Below are 21,083 nucleotides of genomic sequence, written 5' to 3'. Positions count from 1 at the left end.
CGGTCAACCGGCGGCGGCGAGCAGGGCGGCCTCCCGCTGCGGGTCCAGGCCCACCGGCGGGCGGGCCGGACGCCCGGCGCGCGGCGGCACGCCACCGACCGCGCGCAGCCAGGCCCAGGTGTCGGCGACGGTCCCGGCCACCGGCCGGCAGGTCAGCCCCGTCGCGTGCGCCCGCTGCACCCCGCGCTCCTGCAACCAGCGGTACTCGTGCCCGAGGGGCACCCAGATCGGCAGGTCGTTCCACGGTTCCACCCCGGCGGCGAGGACCGTGTCCGGGTCGGTCCAGCGCAGCCGGGCGGTCGAGCCGGTGACGGCGACGCAGGCGTCGAGCAGCTCACCCATCGTCGCGTGCCCGGTCCGCGACAGCACGTTGTACGCCCCGCCGTCGCCCGCCACGCCCCGGTCCAGCAGCCACGCCGCCAGGTCGCGGACGTCGACGTACTGCAGGGGCAGGTCGACCGGGCCGGGGGCGAGCACGTCGCCGCCCCGGGCGACCCGGTGCAGCCACCAGGGCAGCCGACCGATGTCCTCCCCGGGGCCGAGGATCAGCCCGGCGCGGGCCAGCAGCGCCCGGTCGCCGAACACCGCCGTCGCGGCCCGTTCCCCGCCGGCCTTGAACTGCGCGTAGGAGCCGTCGACGGCGTCGGGCTCCGCGGCGACGAGGGGCGCGTCCTCGCCGACGCCGTGCGGGACCGGCCGGGCGTAGACGGAGCCGCTGGAGACGTACCCGAACCAGCCGGCCCGGTCGCGCAGGGCGCGGGCGGCGTCGCCGACCGCGCGGGGCGTGCCGTCCCAGGTGTCGACGACGAGGTCCCACTCGCCGCCGGCCAGCGCGGCGAGCCCGCCGGGCGCGTCCCGGTCACCCCGCAACCGGTGTACGCCCGCCGGTGGCGCGGCGCTCACCCCCCGGTTGAACACCGTCACCGACCAGCCGCGGCGCACCGCCTCGGCTACCGTCGCCCCGCCCACGAAGCCCGTCCCGCCCAGCACCAGGAGTCTCATCGCTCCACCCTGCCCCGGGCAGGGGCCCGGCCGCGACGGGTGTTCACCCGCAGCGGATCTGCCGACGGCAGAACCCGGGGCGGCCGGGCCAGCCGAAGACGTTAGGAAGGGGCCCCTGCTCTACAGAATGCGTTAACAAGGTGCCCTTCCTTCACCCCAGGGCGGCGAGAAGCTGCTCGCCGTAGCGGGCGAGCTTGGCCTCGCCGACGCCGTTGACCCGGGCCAGCTCGTCCAGCGTCGACGGCGGATCGGCGGCGATCTGCCGCAGCGTGGCGTCGTGGAACACCACGTACGCGGGCACGCCCTGCTCCTTGGCCGTGGCCGCCCGCCAGGCGCGCAGCCGCTCGAACACGGGCTCGGCCTCGGCGGACAGCTCGACGACCGCCGCCGCGCCGGGGCGGGCCTTCGCCGCCGACCGCGCCTTCGGCGGCCGGACGGTCTCGCGGCGCATCGGCACCGGCCGGCGGCGGCCCAGCACCTCGGCGCTGGCGTCGGTGAGCACGAGGGTGCCGTAGTCGCCCTCGACGGCCAGCAGGCCCTGCGCGAGGAGCTGCCGCACGACGCCCCGCCACTCGGCCTCGCTCAGCTCCTCGCCGATGCCGAACACGGTCAGCGAGTCGTGCCGGTGCTGGACGACCTTCTCGGTGCGCCGGCCGAGCAGGATGTCGATGCACTGACCCGCGCCGAACTTCTGGTTGCGTTCGCGGTGCAGCCGCAGCACCGTCGACAGCAGCTTCTGGGCGGCGATCGTGCCGTCCCACGACTCGGGCGGCTCCAGGCAGGTGTCGCAGTTGCCGCACGGCCCGCTCGCCTGCCCGAAGTAGCTGAGCAGCCGCACCCGCCGGCACTCGACGGTCTCGCAGAGGGCGAGCATGGCGTCGAGGTGGGCGGCGAGCACCCGCCGGTGCGCCGCGTCGCCCTCCGAGGAGTCGATCATCTTGCGCTGCTGCACCACGTCCTGCAACCCGTACGCCAGCCAGGCCGTCGACGGCAGGCCGTCGCGGCCGGCGCGGCCGGTCTCCTGGTAGTAGCCCTCCACGGAGCGCGGCAGGTCGAGGTGGGCGACGAACCGCACGTCGGGCTTGTCGATGCCCATGCCGAAGGCGATGGTGGCGACCATGACCAGGCCGTCGTCGCGCAGGAACCGCTTCTGGTGGTCGGCGCGGGTCGCCGCGTCGAGCCCCGCGTGGTAGGGCAGCGCGGCGACGCCGTTGGCGACGAGGAACTCGGCGGTCTTGTCGACCGAGGCGCGGGACAGGCAGTAGACGATCCCGGCGTCGCCCGGGTGCTCGGCGCGGATCAGGTCGAGCAGTTGCTTGCGGGGCTCCCGCTTGGCCACGATCCGGTACTGGATGTTGGGCCGGTCGAAGCTGGCCACGAAGTGCCGCGCCCCGGTGAGGTCGAGCCGGGTGGCGATCTCCTTCGCGGTCTCGGCGGTGGCGGTGGCGGTCAGCGCGATGCGCGGCACGTCGGGCCAGCGCTCGTGCAGCATCGACAACGCGAGATAGTCGGGGCGGAAGTCGTGGCCCCACTGCGCCACGCAGTGCGCCTCGTCGATGGCGAACAGCGCGATGCGGCCCCGGTCGAGCAGTCGCAGCGTGCCCCCGCTGCCCAGCGCCTCGGGGGCGAGGTAGAGCAGGTCCAGCTCACCGGCGACGAACTGCGCCTCGACGAGGCGGCGGGCGTCGGGGTCGAGGGTGGAGTTGAGGAAGCCGGCGCGCGCCCCGACGGCGGTGAGCGCGTCCACCTGGTCCTGCATGAGGGCGATCAGCGGGGAGACGACCACCGCGACGCCGTCGCGCACCAGCGCGGGGATCTGGTAACACAGCGACTTGCCGCCGCCGGTGGGCATGAGGACCAGGGCGTCGCCGCCGCCGACCACGTGGTCGATGATCTCCTGCTGCTCGCCCCGGAAGGCGTCGTAGCCGAAGACCCGCCGGAGCACGCCCAGCGGAGTCTCGGCGAGCGTGTCGCTGGGGGAAGTCATCCGGCGAGTCTACGAGGGCGGCCCGACACCCTCGCCGGACCCGGCCGGCCCGCCCCGGATCGGGCGGGCCGGCCGCGTGACGCGAGGTCGGTCGATGATCAGGGCGACGGCGCGAACGGAGCCGTCGCCCGGGTCGATCTCCAACTCGTAGGGGCCGGGGCCACCCCGGTGGTGTCCCACCGGCGCCCGGGTGTGATCGTCATCAGGGCGGACTCCGACGTCTGCACGCCGGCACCGGTTGCCGTGACGGTCACCCGCACGTGCCCGGTCCTCGCCGCGGTCAGGACTCCCGCCGGGGTGACGCTCGCACCGGCGGTGTTGGTGTCCATCGGGGCGATCTGAAAGCTGTACGTCGCCGTCGGGTCCGCCGGGAACACCCGCGCGGACAGCTGCGTCCCCGAGGATGCCTGGTCGAGCCTGACCGCCCGGTCGCCGAAGTCGACCCGCGACAGGTAGGCGTTCGGGAACGCCGAGCCGGTGGCGTCCGGTGCGCCGGAGGTCACCACGACCGGGAACGTGGTCGACCTGCTCTCCCCGTCGGCGGTGGCCCTGGCCGTGATCAGGACGGCGCCGGTGGACACCGGTTTGACCGAGCCGCCGGCGTCGACCGTCGCGACCGACGGGTCGGAGGAGGCGTACGTCACCTTGAGCGCCCGGTCGGACAGGTCCCAGAACGTCATGTCGTGCCTGGTGACCGACAGTCGCGCGTTGATCCGGTTGTCGGGGGTGTCCAGGCTCAACTCGGTGGCGTCCGGCTGGGCCGAGACCACCTCGACGCCGGGCGTCCGGCGTCCGGTCACCCGCAGCTTCACCGACTTCAGGTCGGCGTCGGCCGAGCTCGGCCCGGCCAGGATGGTCCAGTCGCCCGTGGGAAACACCTTCCTGTGCTTCACGTCGTCCCAGAACCACAGGTCACCGGCGTCGATGGTGACCTTCACCGTCGTGGTCTTCGCGGCGATCAGGTCGCTCTTGACGAAACCCTTCAGCTGCTTGAGCGGGCGCTGGCTACCGTCGGCGCCCTGCGGGGCCCTGGCGTAGACCTCCACCACAGCCTTGCCCGGGCGATCGGCGGCCCGGTTCGACACGGGCACCGAGACCGTCACCGACTCGTCGGGAGTGATCTTCGAGGACGACAGCCTCGGGGTGCCGTAGCCGAAGGGCGAGTAGGACAGGCCCTGGCCGAACACGTAGTGGGGAGCCGCGCAACCAGGACCGACCTGGTAGTAGAGGTAGGTCCGGCCGCACCTGGCGCCTTCCGCCCTGGTCATCCGGTAGTCCTCGACCGCGCGGTCCGGAGCGGCCGCCGGCCCGAGTTGCGCGTCGACGTCGGAGTACCAGGTCAGCGGCAGCTTGCCGGAGAAGTTGGCCACCGCGGTACGCCCGTCCTCCAGCGCCACCGCGTCGTTGAACAGCAACTCGGCCATCGCCCTGCCCTGGTACATGCCGTTGAAGGACGACCAGACGATCGCCCCCACGCTCGGCAGGTCCTTGAACGCGCTGACGTCGACCATGGTCTTGGCCTGGATCCACACCGCGATCTTCTTGCCGTACTTCTGTGCGAGCGGGGCGATCGAGTCCCGGATCAGCTCGGCCTGCATGCGCGGCAGGACGACCGTCGAACGGTCCGTGCCCTCTCCGCCGTCGTTGTTCCGGTGACCGACGACGACCACGACGTTGTCCGCCTGTGAGATCTGGTATTCGGCGGTCGCCGCGTCCGCCACGGGATCGCAGGGGCTGCTGGCGCACACGGAGGTGGTGATCGCGGTGCCGTCGGCGTCGAGGACGTCGGGGAACACCGCAAGGTGGCTGGACAGGAACGGCGTGGTGGAGCCCGCGGTCACGGCCGAGGAAGCCGACCCCGTCCGCTCGGCCAGCGCCTGGGCGAAGGTGGTGTCGACCGCCGTGGGCCCGGAGTAGGAGCCCGACTGGAAGTTGTTGAGGGTGTCCACGTGCCCGAGGGCGACGGTCCTGCCGGACGCCGCGCCCGCGAACGGGAGCGCCCCGCCGGCGTTCTTGAGCAGCACGGGCGCCTCGATGGCGGACTCGTGCGCGACCGCACGGTGCGCCGGCGAGGCCAGCTTCACATCGGGGTCGCCGGCCTCCGACAGCGAGTAGGAATCGCTGTTCCACGGGACCGAGGCGACGGGGTCGAACTCGCCCAGCTGGAACCGCGCGGTGAAGGCGCGCACGAGCGCGATGTCGACGTCGGCCTCGCTCACGAAGCCCTGGCTCTGCGCTGCCGGGAGTCCGCTCGCCGTCGGGTAGTCGCCGCCCGAGCAGTCGAGATCGGTGCCGGCCTTGAGCGCCCAGGCGTTGCCGAGGGTCTTGCTGATCTGCGTCTGCCCGCCGAGTTGGACGGGGTGCCACGAGTGTCCCGACGTCCCGGTTCCGTGCACGCGGGTGATCGCGTCGCAGTCGGAGACGACGAAGCCGTCGAAGCCGTACGACCTGCGCAGCATGGTCTCGATGGCGTACCGGCTCGCCGCGGCCGGCGTCCCGGGCGTGCCGCCGGGTGTGACGTCGTCGCGGGGGCTCCACAGGGTGGGGTAGCTCGATGCGGACGGGTAGTCCGTGGTGTAGTCCTCCACCACGGAGAAGGCGTTGTAGGCGGCCATCAGCGACCGCGCGCCCGCCTCGCCGGCCGAGGCCGCGAAGGGCGGCAGGAAATACTCGTGCATCGAACGCTCGGTGATGTTCGACGTGCCGAAGTCGCGGTTCGCCTCGGAGTTGTTCGCCAGGTAGTGCTTGGGCGTGGCGACCGCCTGGATGTAGTCGGCCGCCCCGGTGGGAACCGTGTCGGGACGTGACGCGGTGTCGCCCTGTAGACCGGTCACGAAGGCGCCGGCCACCTGGCCTGCCAGGAAGGGATCCTCGGTGTAGGACTCGTCCGCCCGCCCCCACCGGGGGTCGCGGTTGAGGTTCTGGTTCGGCGACCAGTAGGTGAGGCCGTGACAGGCGCCACCGGCGGGGTCGGGGTTCGGCACGCCCGGCGGGCAGGACGTGTTGTAGGTCACGCGGGCCTCGTCGGCGATGCCGCCGGCGATCTCCCGGGTGATGCCCGGATTCCACGTCGATGCGATCGAGGTGCTCTGTGGGTACTGCGTGTAGTTGCCGTTGCCGGGGACGGTCGGGAAGTAGATCCCGTGGTTCGCCTCTGCCCAGTATCCGTACGACCTCACGCCGAGCCGGTCGATCGCCTTCGGCTTCGGGCGCCAGGTCGCATGCGGCTGCATCGCTATGAGCTGGTCGTACTTCTCCTCCAGCGTCATGCGCGACACCAGGTCCGCCGCACGGACACTGAACGGCAGCGAGGTGTTCCGGTACGCCGGCGCGTCCTCGGCCGAGGCCGAAGCCGGCCGCGTGACCGCGGCGAGCCCGCTCGCCGCCACCGCACACGCCAGCCCGAACGCCAGGGACCGGCGTCCTGGACTCCTGGCGCCTCTGCCCCGCCCCCTTGCTCGCGAGGGCGCAGAACTGGTCTTCACCATCGAGGGTCCCCTCCCCTTCACGTCGAAAAATCGCGTCTATCGATGTCTTCGCGGGTCGATGCCCCATACCGTCACGGCAGGGAGCGTGGCGGGACGGCCTCAGCGCAGCGTCGACTGCCTCTGAATCAGTGCGAAGTCGATGACTACCCGCCGGGGCACCGGCCGCTCCTCTCGCGGCACGCCGTCGAACTGGAGCTGGATCCGCTCCTCCAACAGCGCGACCGCCCGGTGTGCGATCACGTCGCGTCCGGGATCGATGGTGCTCAGCGGAGGACGGGAGTAGTTCGCCTCGTCGATGTTGTCGAAGCCGATCAACAGGACGTCCTCGGGAACCCGTAGACCACGGTCCTGAAGGGCGGCCAGCGCGCCCAGCGCGAGTGTGTCGGTGAACGCCACGACCGCGTCGGGTTCGACGCCGTTGTCCAGGATACGAGCGATCGTCGCCGCGCCGGTGGCGTGGAAGTAGTCGGGCACACCGATGACCGCGCGGGGGTCGACGTCCAACCCCCGCGACCGGAGGGCGTCCCGGAAGCCCTGGAACCGCAGCGTCCCGCTGCTCGGCGACGGGTCGTCCTTGACTCCCAGGGGAACCACCGTGGTCGCCCCGCGGTCCAGGACGTGCTCGGTCGCCGCACGCGCTCCCTCGACGTTGCTCATCGTGACGTGGTCGACGCCGCCATCGAACACCCGCTCCCCCAGGAGCACGAGGGGGAAGTCGACGTCGAACAGCGGGAGGTCGTGCTGGCCCAGCGCGAGCGGGGAGTACAGCACGCCGTCGAAGCGTGACCGGTAGCTGCCGTCCAGGACCCGCAACTCGCGGTCGCGCTCGGCGTTGGTCTGCTCGATGAAGACGGTCAGGCCCCGCCCGGACGCCTCTCGCATGACGGCGTCCGCGAGTTCGGCGAAGTAGACACCGCGCAGCGCCGGCAGCACCAGAGCGATCGCCCCCGTCCGGCCCCGGCTCAGGTTCCGCGCCGACACGTTCACGTGGTAGCCCAGCTCACGGATCGCGTCGTCCACCCGCTCGCGGGTCTCCGGGCGCACGTACTGATAACCGTTGAGGATGTTGGACACCGTCTTGATCGACACACCGGCGAGTCGGGCGACGTCGCGCATCGTCGCCGACCCGTTGGTCTTGCGTGCCACAGCCCCTCCCGCCGCTCCTCGAATCGTCGGCCGTCTGCCCCCTTCACGACCCCGGACGCAGCGGCCGACCCGCCCGGTCCGGGGCGGGCCGGCCGCGTGACGCGAGGTCAGCCGACGGTCAGGGCGATGGTGTGCACGGAGCCGCGGACCAGGTCGATCTGCAGCTCGTAGGCGCCCCGGGCGAGCCCGGTGGTGTCCCAGTCGAAGACGTACTGGTCTCTCGCGGCGCTGTAGCGTGCGGTGTTGTCCGCCCGCTCCCGGACAGGTGTCGCCGGAACCCGGTGGCCGGCCACGCCGTCGGTCTTCTTCACGAGGTAGATGCGCGGCTCCGCGTCGGTGACCGCCTCGCCGGCCGCGTCGGTCACGGCGAACTTGACCGGCACGGCGCGTCCGGCCTCGACGACGTCGGAGCCGTCGCCGGCCAGCGGTGGCCGCACCCCGCCGAACCTGAGCTCAGGCGCGAAGAGCCGCGGCACGAAGTCGATCAGATTCGCCATCCAGATGTCGAAGCCGTGCGGCCCGACCCAGGTGCCGGCGTACTCGTATTCGATGCCCTGGGCGGTCAGCCACTTCATCGCCTCCTGCGTGAACGAGTACGTGAAGTCGACGTCGCCGGAGTACAGCCTTGCCAGTTTTGTGCTTTCGTTGACCGCCCGGGCGTCGACGGTGGGATAGGAGAGCAGGCCCCCGGAGAAGGCACCGATGTAGGCGAACTCGCCCGGGTGGTTGAGCCACGTGCCGAGGGTGTTCATGGCCCCCCACGACAGACCGGCGAGCGCCTGCTCATCCGAATCAGTCGAGATGTTGTACTTCTCCGCCGCGGTCGGCATCACGTGCTGGCTGAGGTCGGTCCAGAAGTCGACGCCATTCTGGTCGGGCATGACCACGACCATCGGCGCCATCGTCCCGTTGAGGTAATGGTTGTCGAGGATCTGCCTGGCACGCCCGGTCTCGATCCAGCTCGCGTAGTTCTGGCCCCCGCCGTGGTACAGGTACAGCACCGGGTAGGCCGCCGCGCGGTCGGCATCGTAGCCGGGCGGCGTCCAGACGTACGCGTAGCGCTCTGCGCCCTGGCCGCCGTCGTAGGTCATCAGCGAGACAGTGCCGCCCCTGCCCTCGGGGACGTCGGCCAGCATCGCGTCGGACCTGCCCGGCACGAAGAGCTGCGACTCCATCACATGGGTGTTGACGGTGTCGGCGGGGTCCTTCTTGTCGACGCCGTCGACCACGTAGCGGTAGTAGTAGTAGCCGTCGAGCGGCCCGATCGTGCTGCGCCAGCGGCCGTCGGGCTGCTTGTCCATCGGGATCCGGAACCACTGGCCGTTCGGGGCCCAGTTGCCCCAGATCGTGACGTCCCTGGCACCGGCCCACTGGGTGCCGGTCTCGAACGTGACGATGCCGTGCGGGTCGACGTGCGGGGTCGTGATCGACCCGGCCGGAGGGGGCGCGTACGGCCGGGTCAGCGCACGGTGTCCCTTGCTGACGCCGTGGGAGACGACCTTCTGCCCGAAGAGCCGAGCGGCGAAGTCCCGCAGGTTCTCCCGCCACGCGTCCCAGGTGGCGCCGTCGTCGGGGTTGACGCCGTCGAACTCGAACTTCACCCCGGACCTCTTCAGGTCCACCAGCAGGTCGTAGTTGTCGTTGTAGGACGGGTCGAGCGTGTCGCCGACGTACACCCGGAGCAGCTCGGTGCCCTCGTTGATCGCTCTGGCCTCCGCCCTGGTGATCGCGCCGTCGACGGAGCCGGAGAAGGAGCCGACGTAGGCGAATGCGCCGGGATCGCTGCGGAGGATGCCCATCGCCTGCTCGGCACCCGTGGCGACCCCGGCCAGCGCTTGGCCCTGGGGCCGAGACGAGACGTTGTAGCCGGCCCGCGCGGCGGGGACGATCGCGTCGAGCAGCTCGGCGCGGGGGTCGGCGGAACTGGCGTCGGCCATCACGACCACCATCGGCTTGGCGTCCCTGCCGGCGACCAGGTTGTCGAGGATCTGCTTCGCCCGGCCGAGTTCCAGCCACTCACGAGCGGTCTGACCCTCGCCGCTCAGCAGGTACAGGACCGGGTACGCCTCGGCCCGGGCGGCGTCGTAGCCGGGTGGCGTCCACACCAGGGCGGTGCGGTGCTGCGCCGCCGTCGCGCCCGGGTAGGGCAGTTCCTCCACCGTCCCGCCGGCGGCGACGTCGTCCATCCACTCGACCGACTCACCCGGCACGAAGAAGGTGTTCCAGTTCGGCTTCGACGTCACCGCCACCGGGCTGCCAGGCTGGCGGAAGGACACCTTCGACCTGTCCGGCATGGTCGCGGTGTACTGGTAGTAGTACAGCCCGGGCTCCAGCGGACCGACGTTCGCGGCGTAGTCCGAGCCACTCGGGTCGAGCGCGAGCGCCGACCAGGTGCCGCTCGGGCCGATGTTCGCCTCCAGTTCGAGCGTCGCCGGCGTGCCGCCGACGATGCTGCCGACCTGCGACTGCGGCACCTTGAAGTAGTGGTAGACGTCGTCGTGCGAATGCCACGTGTCGGTCGCGGCAGCCGCCGGGGCGGCCGCGATTGCCGACGCCACCAAAGCGGCGGCTGCGACAAGGCTGGTCATTCGGGGGCCACTGCTGTGTGACATCGCGTTGCTGCTCCTCTCAGAGCGTCAAGGCCTGCCGCAGCGAAGGCACGCGCCTCACCATCGAGATCGACTGTCGAGACGCTCCCGACAGCCACGACGGCCCACATCCACACCAGCGGCACTACATTTCCTACACCGGTGTAGAGCGAATGGCAAGAGACATCTATTGACGCCCGTACATGGGATTTCTCTACAGCAATACGGTCCACGCCAATCCCACGAACCACGGGGCGACAATTTCCGCAGGTCAGCGGCCTGTCAATTGAACGAAGTCGATGCTTTTTCGATGCCGTGGACGGTCGGCGACCCCGACGCCCGGCCCCCACCCACACCGCAGACCGGTCCCCGCGGGAAGCTGAACGATCACGTGCTCCCACCCGCCCGCAACGTGAGGAGCAAGAAACACCAAGGTCCGTTGCCGGGCATCCGGCAACGGACCTGCTGCGCAGCACACGTGGATGGTGGGCGATACTGGGTTTGAACCAGTGACCTCTTCCGTGTCAAGGAAGCGCGCTCCCACTGCGCCAATCGCCCGCGCTCACCGGCCCGCGGCAGATGCCGGCCCGGCTGCGGTCGGCCCCGGAGGGCTGATCGCGAGCGGACGACGGGATTCGAACCCGCGACCCTCACCTTGGCAAGGTGATGCGCTACCAGCTGCGCTACGTCCGCGTGCCGCAGGCGTTCGCCGGCGACGGGGTGAACTGTACCCGACGGCAAGATCGCGAACAAACTCCCCTCGCGTACGCGACGCGCGCCGCCGATTACGCAGTTCACCGGCGGGGTACTTGTCCACCTCGACAGCACACTGCATCCCCCGAAGGAGGCTGTCGTGGGTATCGGTACGAGCATCTTCCTGATCGCGGTCGGCGCGATCCTCACGTTCGCCATGGACGCCACCGTCGGCGGCGTCGACCTGGACGTCGTCGGCTGGATCCTGATGGCCGCCGGCGCGCTCGGCCTCGTCATGACCACGCTGGTCTGGGGCCGCCGTCGCGAGGTGGTCACCACCACCGAGCCGGTCGAGTACCGCCGCGTCGAGGAGCGTCGGGACGTCGCGCCGCCGCTGTAGGCGACCCCGCCGAGATCTCGTCCCCTCGGCCGCGCACGCTCCCGCACGGCCAACCGGGCGGCGGACTCGATGGCGAAACGGCCCGGCACCTGTGCGGTGCCGGGCCGTTACCCGTGGTGGGCGATACTGGGTTTGAACCAGTGACCTCTTCCGTGTCAAGGAAGCGCGCTCCCACTGCGCCAATCGCCCTCGTAAACTGCCGAGGTGGAGACGGGATTTGAACCCGTGTACACGGCTTTGCAGGCCGTTGCCTCGCCTCTCGGCCACTCCACCGAGGTTGCCCCCGACATGCGTGGCGGCAGATCCGAGCGGACGACGGGATTCGAACCCGCGACCCTCACCTTGGCAAGGTGATGCGCTACCAGCTGCGCTACGTCCGCACGCCCCCGGCGTTTCCCGGTGACGGATGAGAACTTTAGCCGAGCCCGCGAGCGGTTGCCAAATCGGGGGTCCGCCCGGCGCGTCCGCCGAGGCCGCAGCCCCCGCCCCGCCGCACCGCGTCGCCGGCATGGGGCCTTCCCGCCCCGCGACACCACCATGTCGCCGGCATGGCGGCGAGGACCCGACCCAGCCCCGCCCGGCTCCAACCCAGCCCCGACCCCGGCCCGGCCCCGACTGGACTCCGTCGCGCCCCGCCTGCGCGACCCCGGCGCGCGGCGCCCATCCGCCCCCTGATGCAGGCCCCGGCACACCGCGTAGATCATCCTAGGAGGCTGGATAGGACTGCCCACCACACGGGGACATGGCCGACAATGGCGGGGAAATTGTCTTACTTCCGACTCTGGGGGGCCGAATCCGCCGGAGCGGTAACTGTTTGTGCACGAACGGATAGGTTACGGTAGCGACGTGACGAGACGTGCCGCCGAGATCCGCCTGGATGCCCTCTTGCGCACGGCCTGTGACGTGATCGCGGAACGGGGCTTGGCAAACACCCGCACGGCCGACGTGGCGCAGGCCGCGGGGGTCAGCCAGGCGCTGGTCTTCTACCACTTCGCCACCAAGGAGCGACTCCTCTCCCAGGCCTTCGCCTACGCGGTGGAGCAGGACCTCGCCCGGCTCGACGCCGTGGTCCGGTCCGCCGCCTCCCCCCTGGTCAAGCTCCGCCGGATGCTCAAGCTCTACGCGCCGACCGGCCGGCCGACCTCGTGGTCCATGTGGATCGACGGATGGTCGGAGTCGCTGCGCGTCCCGGAGCTGGAGAAGGTCTCCCGCCGGCTCGACCTGCGCTGGCGGGAGGATCTCGCCGCGGTGATCGCCGACGGGGTACGCGAGGGGGTCTTCGAGTGCGCCGACCCGGCGGGGGCGGCGTGGCGGATCAACGCCATGATGGACGGCCTCGCCGTGCAGTTCGCCGTGCACGAACGGGTGATCTCGCGCCGCCAGTTCGCCGAGTGGATCCGCCTGACCGCCGCCCGCGAGGTCGGCCTGGAGCCGGCCCAACTCGACTGGTCCGCCCCGGCACAGGACCGCTCGCGCCGCGCCGCACAGCCCGAGCCACAGCCCGACGCGGTGAGCTGACCGCTCTTCCCACGGCCCGCCAGCCCAGCCCCGCCGGCCCGGCCCCGTCAGCCGGCCAGCCGGCGCAGCCGGGCCCGCGCCGGCGGGTGGACGTTGGCCGCCTCCAGGTCGCCGCCGTAGTGGGCGAGCACCCGGTGGTCCATCACCCGCCGCCACACGGGCGGCACGAGGGCCGCCACGACCATCGTGGCGTACCCGGCGGGCAGTTGCGGCGAGCAGTCGAAGCTGCGCAGCGTCTGATAGCGGCGCAGGGGGTTGGCGTGGTGGTCGCTGTGCCGCTGGAGCTGGAACAGGAAGACGTTGGTGACCGTCCGGTCGCTGTTCCAGCTGTGCCGGGCGTCCACCTTCTCGTAGCGGCCGGCGGGGGTCCGCCGCCGGGCCAGGCCGTAGTGCTCCAGGTAGTTGACCACCTCCAGCAGGGAGAAGCCGAACACCGCCTGGAGCAGCAGGAACGGCAGCACCTGCGGCCCGTACGCGGCGGCCAGGGCGGCGAACAGCGCCACCGTCATCGCCCAGGCGGTGAGGATCTCGTTGCGGTGCGTCCACGGGCTGCGGCCCCGGACGCGGAACCGGCCGGCCTCCAGCCGCCACGCCGAGCGCAGGCTGCCGGCGACGGTGCGCGGCCAGAAGGCGTAGAAGCTCTCGCCGAGCCGGGAGCTGGCCGGGTCGGCGGGGGTGGCGACCCGGACATGGTGGCCCCGGTTGTGCTCGACGTGGAAGTGCCCGTAGCCGGTCGGGGCGAGGGCCACCTTCGACAGCCAGCGTTCCAGCTTCTCCCGCTTGTGCCCCAGCTCGTGTGCCGTGTTGATGGCGATGCCGTCGACCACGGCGAGGGTGGCGACCAGCCCGGCCGCGCCGAGCGGGCGCAGCCCGCCCGAGGCCCACACGGCGCAGCCGAGCGCCAGGCCGGCGTACTGGGCGGGCAGGTAGAGGTAGGTCAGCCAGCGGTAGTAGCCGTCGCGGGCCAGGCGCGGCACCGCCTCGTCCGGCGGGTTGCGCCGGTCGTCGCCGACGAGCAGGTCGACGACCGGGATCACCCCGAAGACCACCGCCGGGGCGAGCCACCACGCCCACGAGCCGGCGCCGCCCCGCCAGGCCAGCCAGGAGGCGAAGGGCAGCGCCGGCACGAGCAGGGCGAGCGGCCAGAGCGCCCGGCGCGGGTCGCGCCAGGCGGCGGGCGGGGCGGTCGCGGGCGCGTCAGCGGTCATCGCCGGTCTCCGATCTCCCGGGTACGCCCTGACTGTGGCACGCGTCACGGCGTTTTACAAGAGACGGAGTTTTGTAAAGTACGTCAGCGGCGGAGCAGCCCCCACCCCCGCTGCGGCGGGGCGGCCCGCTCGAAGTCCAGCCCCACGGCCGGTTCGCCCTCGTCGGCCGCCTTCGTGAGGTGCCGCAGCCGCAGCAGCAGCCCCACCCCGAGCGACAACAGCAGCGCGCCGAGCAGGAACGCCGCCTGCACCACCCCGAAGCCGCCCGACGACGACACCGGACGCCCGCCCGACACGGCCGGCGGCACCTCGGCCACCACCTCCTCGCTCGGCTCGACCTCCTCGTCCACCCCGGCCGGCTCCAGCGGCTCGTCCGTCGGGTCCGCCGACGGTTCGGCCGTCGGGTCCGCGGCGGTCGGGGTCGCCTCGACCGCCGTCCCGATCACCTCCCGGGTCGCCGCCTGCCGGGCCAGCAGCCGCGACTGCGCGTCGTACGCCTCGGCGGCCAGCGTCACCCGCCCCCGGGTGACGTCCTCGGCGAAGGCCACCCGGTAGCGGGCGGTCACCGTGCGGCCCGGGCAGAGCGTGCCCGGGTCGAGCTGCCGGTCGGTCAGCCGGGCCGTGCTGCCCTGGGTGCGGATCTCCAGGGGAAACAGCCCGGTCTCCTCGATCCGGTCCATCTTCACCTGGTCCAGCCGCATCCCCTGCACGGTGAGCACCATCGACCAGCGGACCTTCACGCAGCCGCCGTCGCGGCGCGACACCACCGCCGACACCGTCTGCACCCCGTCGCCCGCCGTGAACTCCGTCGGCAGGCCACTCAACTCGGTGGCGAACCCGGCCGCCGCCGCCCGAGCCGGCGCGGCGACGCCGACCCCCGCTCCGGACAGGCAGGCCAGCACCACCCCGACCCTTAGCGCGTACCGCACCACCGTCACCACCGCCCTCGCCTCCCGTCGGATCCATCCATCCGGCAACGCTATGGGCGAACCGGACAACCGGGTAGACGGGCGTGTTCGCACGGACCGCGAAGCTCGGGGGGCCATCTCACCGACAGTGGTGAACCGGTGACCGTCCACCCGCGACACGCCCGGGATCGCGGGACAGGGAGAATCGGTGGCGTGTCCGATCTCTCCGCGGCCTTCGTGAGGCTGCACGCGCGGCTCGCCCCGGTGGCCTTCGTCCCCGAGGTCCGGCTGCACCAGGCCGACGAGCCGATCGGGCTGTGGGAGCTCACCGAGGGCGAGTTCCGCAGCTCCCAGCCGCCGCCGTTCTGGGCGTTCGCCTGGGCCGGCGGGCAGGCGCTCGCCCGGTACGTCACCGACCACCCCGAGGTCGTCGCCGGCCGCCGGGTGCTCGACCTCGCCTCCGGCTCCGGCCTGGTCGCCGTCGCCGCCGCCCGCGCGGGCGCGGCGGCCGTGCGGGCCGCCGAGATCGACGAGCGGGCCGTGGCCGCCGTCGCGCTCAACGCCGAGGCCAACGGGGTACGCGTCGACGCCGCGCTCGGCGACGTCCTCGACGGCGACGCCGGCGACGCCGAGGTGGTGCTCGCCGGGGACGTCTTCTACAGCGAGGCGATGGCCCGGCGGATGCTGCGCTTCCTGCTGCGGGCCGCCCGCTCCGGCGCGCGGGTGCTGGTCGGCGACCCGGGCCGGGCGTTCCTGCCCCGCGAGCGGTTCCGCGAGCTGGCCGCCTACGACGTGCCGGTGCCCGAGGCCCTGGAGAGCGTCCGGGTGAAGCACACCACCGTGTGGGAACTGGACCCCGCGCCGCCCGGGGCCGCCCGCTAGGTTGACGCGGTGCTGTTCCGGGGTTGGGGCGATGCCGTCGACGGGCCGTGGCCCGACATCGCGACCGTGACCGACCACGTGGGCGCGGCGCACCTGGTGGTGACCCGGCACGCGCTGGTGCGGCGGGTGCTCGCCGACCCGGTGACCTTCCGGCCCGACAACGCCCTCGACGCGGTCACCCCGATCCCGGTGGCCGCCCTGCGGGTGCTCGCCGGGCACCGGTTCCGGCTGCCGCCGACCCTGGCCAACAACGGCGGGGCCAGCCACCCGCAGATCCGGGGCATCGTCGCCGACGCCCTGCACCCGGGCCGGGTCGCCGCCCAGCGGCCCTGGCTCACCGACCTCGTCCGCGACCGGGTCGCCCGGCTGCGGGCGGAGCTGGACGCGGGCGTACCCGTCGATCTGTACGCCGGCCTGGCCGCGGACCTGCCGCTGCTCGTGCTGGCCCGGCTCGTCGAGCTGCCCGACGCGCCGGTCGGCGCGGTGAAGGAGTTCGCCCGCGCGGCCCTGGAGCTGTTCTGGGCCCCGCTCGACGCCGACCGGCAGGCCGCCCTCGCCACCGAGGTGGGCCGGTTCCACCGGGTGCTGCGGGCGTTCGCCGCCACCGGCGGCGGGCTCGCGGCCCGGCTGCGCGCCGCCGGCCACTCCCCCGACGTGGTCGTCGGCGCGCTGTTCTTCCTGCTCGTCGCCGGCCAGGAGACCACCTCGCAGTTCCTCACCCTGCTGCTGCACCGGCTCACCGCCGAGCCGGCGGTACGCGCCGGGCTGCGCGCCGGCACGATCGACGTCGCCGACGTGGTCGAGGAGGGGCTGCGGCTGGAACCGCCGATCGTCACCTGGCGGCGCGTCGCCGCCGTCGACACCACGCTCGGCGGCACGCCCGTCGCGGCGGGCGCCAGCGTCGTGCTGTGGCTGGCCCGCGCCGGCCGCGACCCGCAGGTCGTGGCCGCCCCCGACGAGTTCCGCCCCGGGCAGCCCGGCTCGCGCCGGCACCTCGCGTTCGGGGCGGGCGCGCACCGCTGCGTCGGCGCGCAGCTCGCCCGGCTGGAGGCCGCCGTGGTCGTCGCCGAGGCCGCGCCGCTGCTCGACGGCGTACGCGTGCTCCGGCCGCCGTGGTGCCCGGACAACCTCACCTTCCGGATGCCCGACGCCTTCGTGGTCGCCCGGTAAGGAAGGGCCCCTTGTTAACGCATCCGGTAGAGAAGGGTCCCCTTCTCTACCCCAGGCGTTAAGAGGGGGCCCTTCCTTGCTCGCGGGCGGTCAGCCGGCGTCCTCGGCCCAGGATCGCCAGTCGTCGAGCACCCCGTAGAGGGCGGGGGTGAGCCAGCCCGACGCGGACCGGCGGAACACCCCCGGGTCCATCGCCCCGGCGCCCGCCGGCAGCGCGCCGAGCAGGTGCGGCACCAGCTCGGTCAGGTTGGCCCAGTGCACCAGCTCCGGCTCCGCCGGCCACGCGCCGATCACCACGCCGGCCGGCACGGCGCGCCGGTCGAGGGCCTCCAGGGTGAGCGCGGTGTGGTTGAGGGTGCCCAGGCCGGCGCGGGCCACCACCACGGCGGGCGCGCCGAGCGACACCGCCAGGTCGGCCAGCGTCCACGCCTCGCCGGAGGGACGCAGCCCCATCGGCACGAGCAGCCCGCCGGCCCCCTCGACCAGCACGAGGTCGTGCTTGTCGGCCTCCTCGCGGATCGCGTCGACGGCCGCGTACAGCTCCAGCGGCTCCAGCTGGGCCACCCGGGCCGCCGCCAGCGGGGCCAGCGGGTCGGGATAGCTGGCCAGGGTGCGGCCGGTGAGCGGGGCGGCCAGCCGGGTCACCGTGTCGACGTCGCCCGGGTCGCCGGTGGCCGTGCCGGTCTGGCCGGGCTTGACCACGGCGACCCGCAGCCCGGCCGCCTGGGCGGCGGCGGTCACCGCCGCGGTCACCACCGTCTTGCCGACCCCCGTGTCGGTGCCGGTGATCAGCACCGGCCCGGTCCACGCCGCGCCCACGGCGTCACCTCCGCCCGTCCACCCGCGCGCGCCGCCGGTCACGGCGCGCATTCCACGATCACGTCGAGGGCCCGCTCGAAGTCCGCCCGGCCGACCCCGGCGTTGACGGTCAGCCGCAGCCGGGACCGGCTGTCCGGCGTCGACGGCGGCCGGAAGCAGCCCACGGCCACCCCCCGGTCGGCGCAGTCGGCGGCCCAGGCCGTGGCCGCCTCGGGGCCCGGCGCGGTCACCGAGACCACCGCGGCGTCCGGCGCGGAGACCGCCAGCCCGGCGGCGCGCAGCCGGCGGACGGCCAGCGCGGTCCGCTCGGCCAGCTCGGCCCGCAGGTCGTCGCCGGCGCGGGCCAGGTCGAGCGCGGCGCGCACCCCGGCGGCGACGGCGGGCGGCAGGGCGGTGTCGAAGATGAAGGTCCGGCCGGTCTCGACCAGGTGCCGGACGAACTCGGCCGGGCCGGCGACCACGCCCCCCGCGCCACCGAGCGCCTTGGAGAGGGTGGCGGTGACCACCACGTCCGGCTCGCCGGTCAGCCCGGCGGCGGCCACCCCGCCCGCCCCGGCGGGGCCCAGCACGCCGAGCGCGTGCGCGTCGTCGACGAGCAGCAGCGCGCCGTGCCGGCGGGCCACGGCGTGCAGCTCGGCCAGCGGCGCGAGGTCGCCGTCGACGGAGAAGACCGACTCGGTGACCACCACCGCCGGCCGGCCCGGCGCGGCGGCCAGCGCGGCGGCGACCGCCGCCGGGTCGGCGTGCGGGGTCACCACGGTCTCCGCGCCGGAGATGCGGCAGCCGTCGATCAGCGAGGCGTGGTTGTGCGCGTCGGAGACGAGCAGCGTACGCGGCCGCGTCAGCGCCCGGACCGCGCCGAGGTTGGCCAGGTAGCCGGAGGAGAAGACGAGGCTGCCGTCGACGCCGAGCCAGTCGGCGAGGGCCGCCTCCAGCCCGTGGTGGGCGTCGGTGGAGCCGCGCACCAGCCGGGAACCCGTCGCGCCCAGCCCGTACGCCGAGAGGGCCCGCCCGGCCGCGGCCGTGACCTCGGGGTGGGCGGCCAGGCCGAGGTAGTCGTTGCCGGCCAGGTCGACCACGGCGTCGCCCGCGGCGCGGGGGCGCAGCCGGCGGGTCAGCCCCGCCTTCGCCCGCAGCTCGGCGCGGCGGTGCAGCGCCGCCAGCCAGTCCGCCACCGCCACGCTCCCCTCCCCCGCCGTCTCCGCCGGGCGAAGTTACCACCAGTCGGCCGCGCCGCGGCGTGGCGCGGGCCGGCGCGCGACGCCGCCGCCGGTCGGACGCGGGGGTCGGGCCGCGCCCGGGCGTGGGTGGCCCGGCCGCGCGCTCGGGCGTTTCTTCGTCGCCGGGCGCCTTGTAGGGTACGAGCCATGCCAGAGATCCTCGACCAGGCCCGCAAGCAGGTGCTGGAGAACGGCGTCGGCCTCGACCAGGCCGGAGTTCTCGCGGTGCTGAACCTGCCCGACGAGCACCTTCCGGCCGCCCTCCAGCTGGCCCACGAGGTGCGGATGCGCTGGTGCGGGCCCGAGGTCGAGGTCGAGGGCATCGTGTCGCTGAAGACCGGCGGCTGCCCGGAGGACTGCCACTTCTGCTCGCAGTCCGGGCTGTTCGCCTCGCCGGTCCGCTCGGTCTGGCTGGACATCCCCTCCCTGGTGGAGGCGGCCAAGCAGACGGCGGCGACCGGGGCGACCGAGTTCTGCATCGTGGCCGCCGTGCGCGGCCCCGACGCCCGGCTGATGACGCAGATGCGCGAGGGCGTCGCCGCGATCCGGGCCGAGGTCGACATCCAGGTCGCCGCGTCGCTCGGCATGCTCAGCCAGGAGCAGGTCGACGAGCTGGTCGACATGGGCGTGCACCGCTACAACCACAATCTGGAGACCTGCCGCTCCTACTTCCCCAACGTGGTCACCACGCACTCGTGGGAGGAGCGCTGGGAGACGCTGCGGATGGTCCGCGAGTCCGGCATGGAGGTCTGCTGCGGCGGCATCCTCGGCCTCGGCGAGACCGTGGAGCAGCGGGCCGAGTTCGCCGCGCAACTGGCCGAGCTGGACCCGCACGAGGTGCCGCTGAACTTCCTCAACCCCCGGCCGGGCACCCCGCTGGGCGACCGCCCGGTGGTCGAGGGCAAGGACGCGCTGCGGGCCATCGCCGCGTTCCGGCTGGCCATGCCGCGCACCATCCTCCGGTACGCCGGCGGCCGGGAGATCACCCTCGGCGACCTGGGCACCCGCGACGGTCTGCTCGGCGGCATCAACGCGGTCATCGTCGGCAACTACCTGACCACGCTGGGCCGCCCGGCGACCGACGACCTGGCGCTGCTGACCGAGTTGAAGATGCCGGTCAAGGCGCTCTCCGCGACGCTGTGACGGGGACGGGGACGGCTCCCTCGGGGACGCCGGCGAGTTCCGGCGGCTCCGCGGCACCGGCGGCGGCCGGCGCTTCGGGGGCTCTGGCGGCTTCGGCGGCTTCCGGGGCGTGGTGCGACCGGTGCGGTGAACCTGCCGACGGCGGCGGCCACGCGGCGTGCCGGGCGGCGCGCGAGCTGGAGCCGCCCCGGTTCTGCGCGCGCTGCCGACGCCGGATGAAGGTGCAGGTGCTGCCGGTGGGCTGGGCGGCGGTCTGCGTCGAGCACGGCGAGTTGCGGGGCTGAGGCCGGTGCGGGTGCTGCGGGGCAGGGCGGTCACGCTGCGACCGGTGACGGCCGACGACGTGCCGGCCCTCGCGGCGATCCGGGCCACGCCGGAGGTGCGCCGCTGGTGGCGCGGCGGCGACGACCTGACCGAGGCCGTCCGCGCCGACCTCGGCGACGACGACCTCACGGTGTACGCCGTCGAGCACGACGGCCGGGTCGTCGGGGCCATCCAGTGGTACGCCGAGACCGACCCGGACTACCGCCACGCCAGCCTGGACGTCTTCCTCGACCCGGCGGTACGCGGCGTCGGGCTGGGCGGGGACGCGATCCGCACGCTGGCCCGGCACCTGATCGACGAGTACGGCCATCACCGGTTCACCATCGACCCGGCGGCGGCGAACACGGCGGCCATCCGGGCGTACGCGAAGGTGGGGTTCCGTCCGGTGGGCATCATGCGCCGCTACGAGCGTGGCGCGGACGGGAGCTGGCACGACGCGCTGCTGATGGACCTGCTCGCGGAGGACCTGTCCGGCTGAGTCGGCCGGCCCGCAGCAGGTCGCCGCCGGACCGTCGCCCGCCGCCGGGCTCGGGCAGGGTCCGCCGACAGGCGTGCCCGGCACCGTGGGGTGCCGGGCACGCTGCGGT

Annotated in this window: 15 protein-coding genes, 5 tRNA genes and 1 pseudogene; 7 read left to right on the top strand and 14 right to left on the bottom strand. The window is 73.4% G+C overall.

Annotation, left to right across the window (positions count from 1 at the left end; genetic code table 11):
- Window positions 1–3: 3 nt before the first annotated feature.
- The 7 genes from O7633_RS29755 to O7633_RS29725 all read right to left on the bottom strand — a co-directional run bounded on the left by O7633_RS29755 (window position 4) and on the right by O7633_RS29725 (window position 10,904).
- Window positions 4–1,002 (bottom strand): reductase, encoded by a 999-nt coding sequence (locus O7633_RS29755; protein WP_282324743.1) that lies wholly within the window; start codon window positions 1,000–1,002, stop codon window positions 4–6.
- 151 nt (window positions 1,003–1,153) lie between these two features.
- Window positions 1,154–2,989 carry a DNA helicase RecQ gene (gene recQ, locus O7633_RS29750; protein ID WP_282324742.1) on the bottom strand — a complete coding sequence of 612 codons (1,836 nt, stop codon included), beginning with the start codon at window positions 2,987–2,989 and terminating at the stop codon, window positions 1,154–1,156.
- A 98-nt stretch (window positions 2,990–3,087) separates the two neighbouring features.
- Window positions 3,088–6,258, bottom strand: coding sequence for a glycoside hydrolase family 3 C-terminal domain-containing protein (locus tag O7633_RS29745; RefSeq protein WP_282324741.1), 3,171 nt, complete (start codon window positions 6,256–6,258; stop codon window positions 3,088–3,090).
- Window positions 6,259–6,576: 318 nt separating this feature from the next.
- Window positions 6,577–7,623 carry a LacI family DNA-binding transcriptional regulator gene (locus O7633_RS29740; RefSeq protein WP_282324740.1) on the bottom strand — a complete coding sequence of 349 codons (1,047 nt, stop codon included), beginning with the start codon at window positions 7,621–7,623 and terminating at the stop codon, window positions 6,577–6,579.
- Between the two features lie 107 nt (window positions 7,624–7,730).
- A complete protein-coding gene (locus tag O7633_RS29735) occupies window positions 7,731–10,181 on the bottom strand; it encodes an alpha/beta hydrolase-fold protein (protein WP_282324739.1) in 2,451 nt (816 codons plus the stop codon).
- Between the two features lie 513 nt (window positions 10,182–10,694).
- Window positions 10,695–10,769, bottom strand: a tRNA-Val gene (locus O7633_RS29730).
- A gap of 62 nt (window positions 10,770–10,831) precedes the next feature.
- Window positions 10,832–10,904 (bottom strand) — tRNA-Gly (locus tag O7633_RS29725).
- A gap of 160 nt (window positions 10,905–11,064) precedes the next feature.
- Here O7633_RS29725 and O7633_RS29720 point away from each other — a divergent pair.
- On the top strand, window positions 11,065–11,304 hold the full coding sequence (locus O7633_RS29720) for a DUF6458 family protein (RefSeq protein WP_043962588.1): 240 nt from the start codon (window positions 11,065–11,067) through the stop codon (window positions 11,302–11,304).
- Window positions 11,305–11,418: 114 nt separating this feature from the next.
- Here O7633_RS29720 and O7633_RS29715 read toward each other — a convergent pair.
- From O7633_RS29715 to O7633_RS29705, 3 genes are all read right to left on the bottom strand, one after another.
- Window positions 11,419–11,493, bottom strand: a tRNA-Val gene (locus O7633_RS29715).
- A gap of 13 nt (window positions 11,494–11,506) precedes the next feature.
- A tRNA-Cys gene (locus O7633_RS29710) sits at window positions 11,507–11,577 on the bottom strand.
- 34 nt (window positions 11,578–11,611) lie between these two features.
- Window positions 11,612–11,684: transfer RNA gene (locus O7633_RS29705), tRNA-Gly, on the bottom strand.
- A gap of 466 nt (window positions 11,685–12,150) precedes the next feature.
- On the opposite strand from O7633_RS29705, the pseudogene O7633_RS29700 reads away from it, so the two are divergent.
- A pseudogene (locus O7633_RS29700) lies at window positions 12,151–12,750 on the top strand (TetR/AcrR family transcriptional regulator); the annotation flags it as partial.
- A 119-nt stretch (window positions 12,751–12,869) separates the two neighbouring features.
- Here the strand turns inward: O7633_RS29700 and O7633_RS29695 are convergent.
- Window positions 12,870–14,030: an alkane 1-monooxygenase gene (locus O7633_RS29695; RefSeq protein WP_282324738.1), complete on the bottom strand. Its 1,161-nt coding sequence runs from the start codon at window positions 14,028–14,030 to the stop codon at window positions 12,870–12,872.
- Between the two features lie 83 nt (window positions 14,031–14,113).
- The gene (locus O7633_RS29690; protein WP_282324737.1) at window positions 14,114–14,971 is read right to left on the bottom strand and encodes a hypothetical protein; all 858 of its coding nucleotides are present in this window, start codon (window positions 14,969–14,971) and stop codon (window positions 14,114–14,116) included.
- A 180-nt stretch (window positions 14,972–15,151) separates the two neighbouring features.
- Here O7633_RS29690 and O7633_RS29685 point away from each other — a divergent pair, with 180 nt between their 5' ends.
- Together O7633_RS29685 and O7633_RS29680 are read left to right on the top strand one after the other, a co-directional pair.
- The gene (locus O7633_RS29685) at window positions 15,152–15,820 is read left to right on the top strand and encodes a 50S ribosomal protein L11 methyltransferase (RefSeq protein ID WP_074479147.1); all 669 of its coding nucleotides are present in this window, start codon (window positions 15,152–15,154) and stop codon (window positions 15,818–15,820) included.
- A gap of 57 nt (window positions 15,821–15,877) precedes the next feature.
- Window positions 15,878–16,990: a cytochrome P450 gene (locus tag O7633_RS29680; RefSeq protein ID WP_282328680.1), complete on the top strand. Its 1,113-nt coding sequence runs from the start codon at window positions 15,878–15,880 to the stop codon at window positions 16,988–16,990.
- Between the two features lie 90 nt (window positions 16,991–17,080).
- On the opposite strand, the gene bioD is transcribed toward O7633_RS29680, so the two are convergent.
- Together bioD and O7633_RS29670 are read right to left on the bottom strand one after the other, a co-directional pair.
- On the bottom strand, window positions 17,081–17,785 hold the full coding sequence (bioD, locus tag O7633_RS29675; RefSeq protein ID WP_074479194.1) for a dethiobiotin synthase: 705 nt from the start codon (window positions 17,783–17,785) through the stop codon (window positions 17,081–17,083).
- 62 nt (window positions 17,786–17,847) lie between these two features.
- Window positions 17,848–18,984, bottom strand: coding sequence for an 8-amino-7-oxononanoate synthase (locus tag O7633_RS29670; RefSeq protein ID WP_282328679.1), 1,137 nt, complete (start codon window positions 18,982–18,984; stop codon window positions 17,848–17,850).
- A 192-nt stretch (window positions 18,985–19,176) separates the two neighbouring features.
- Here O7633_RS29670 and bioB point away from each other — a divergent pair, with 192 nt between their 5' ends.
- The 3 genes from bioB to O7633_RS29655 all read left to right on the top strand — a co-directional run bounded on the left by bioB (window position 19,177) and on the right by O7633_RS29655 (window position 20,974).
- Entirely contained in the window at window positions 19,177–20,172 is a 996-nt protein-coding gene (gene bioB / locus O7633_RS29665) for a biotin synthase BioB (RefSeq protein ID WP_278133304.1), read from the top strand.
- A gap of 83 nt (window positions 20,173–20,255) precedes the next feature.
- Window positions 20,256–20,456 (top strand): hypothetical protein, encoded by a 201-nt coding sequence (locus tag O7633_RS29660; RefSeq protein ID WP_278136378.1) that lies wholly within the window; start codon window positions 20,256–20,258, stop codon window positions 20,454–20,456.
- A gap of 11 nt (window positions 20,457–20,467) precedes the next feature.
- A complete protein-coding gene (locus tag O7633_RS29655) occupies window positions 20,468–20,974 on the top strand; it encodes a GNAT family protein (RefSeq protein ID WP_229404563.1) in 507 nt (168 codons plus the stop codon).
- Window positions 20,975–21,083: the final 109 nt, after the last annotated feature.

The sequence above is a fragment of the Micromonospora sp. WMMD712 genome, from assembly GCF_029581295.1.
Classification (GTDB): Bacteria; Actinomycetota; Actinomycetes; order Mycobacteriales; family Micromonosporaceae; genus Micromonospora; species Micromonospora carbonacea.
The sequence above is the reverse complement of the archived record's forward strand: the minus strand, read 5'-3'. Positions and strand labels throughout refer to the sequence as shown.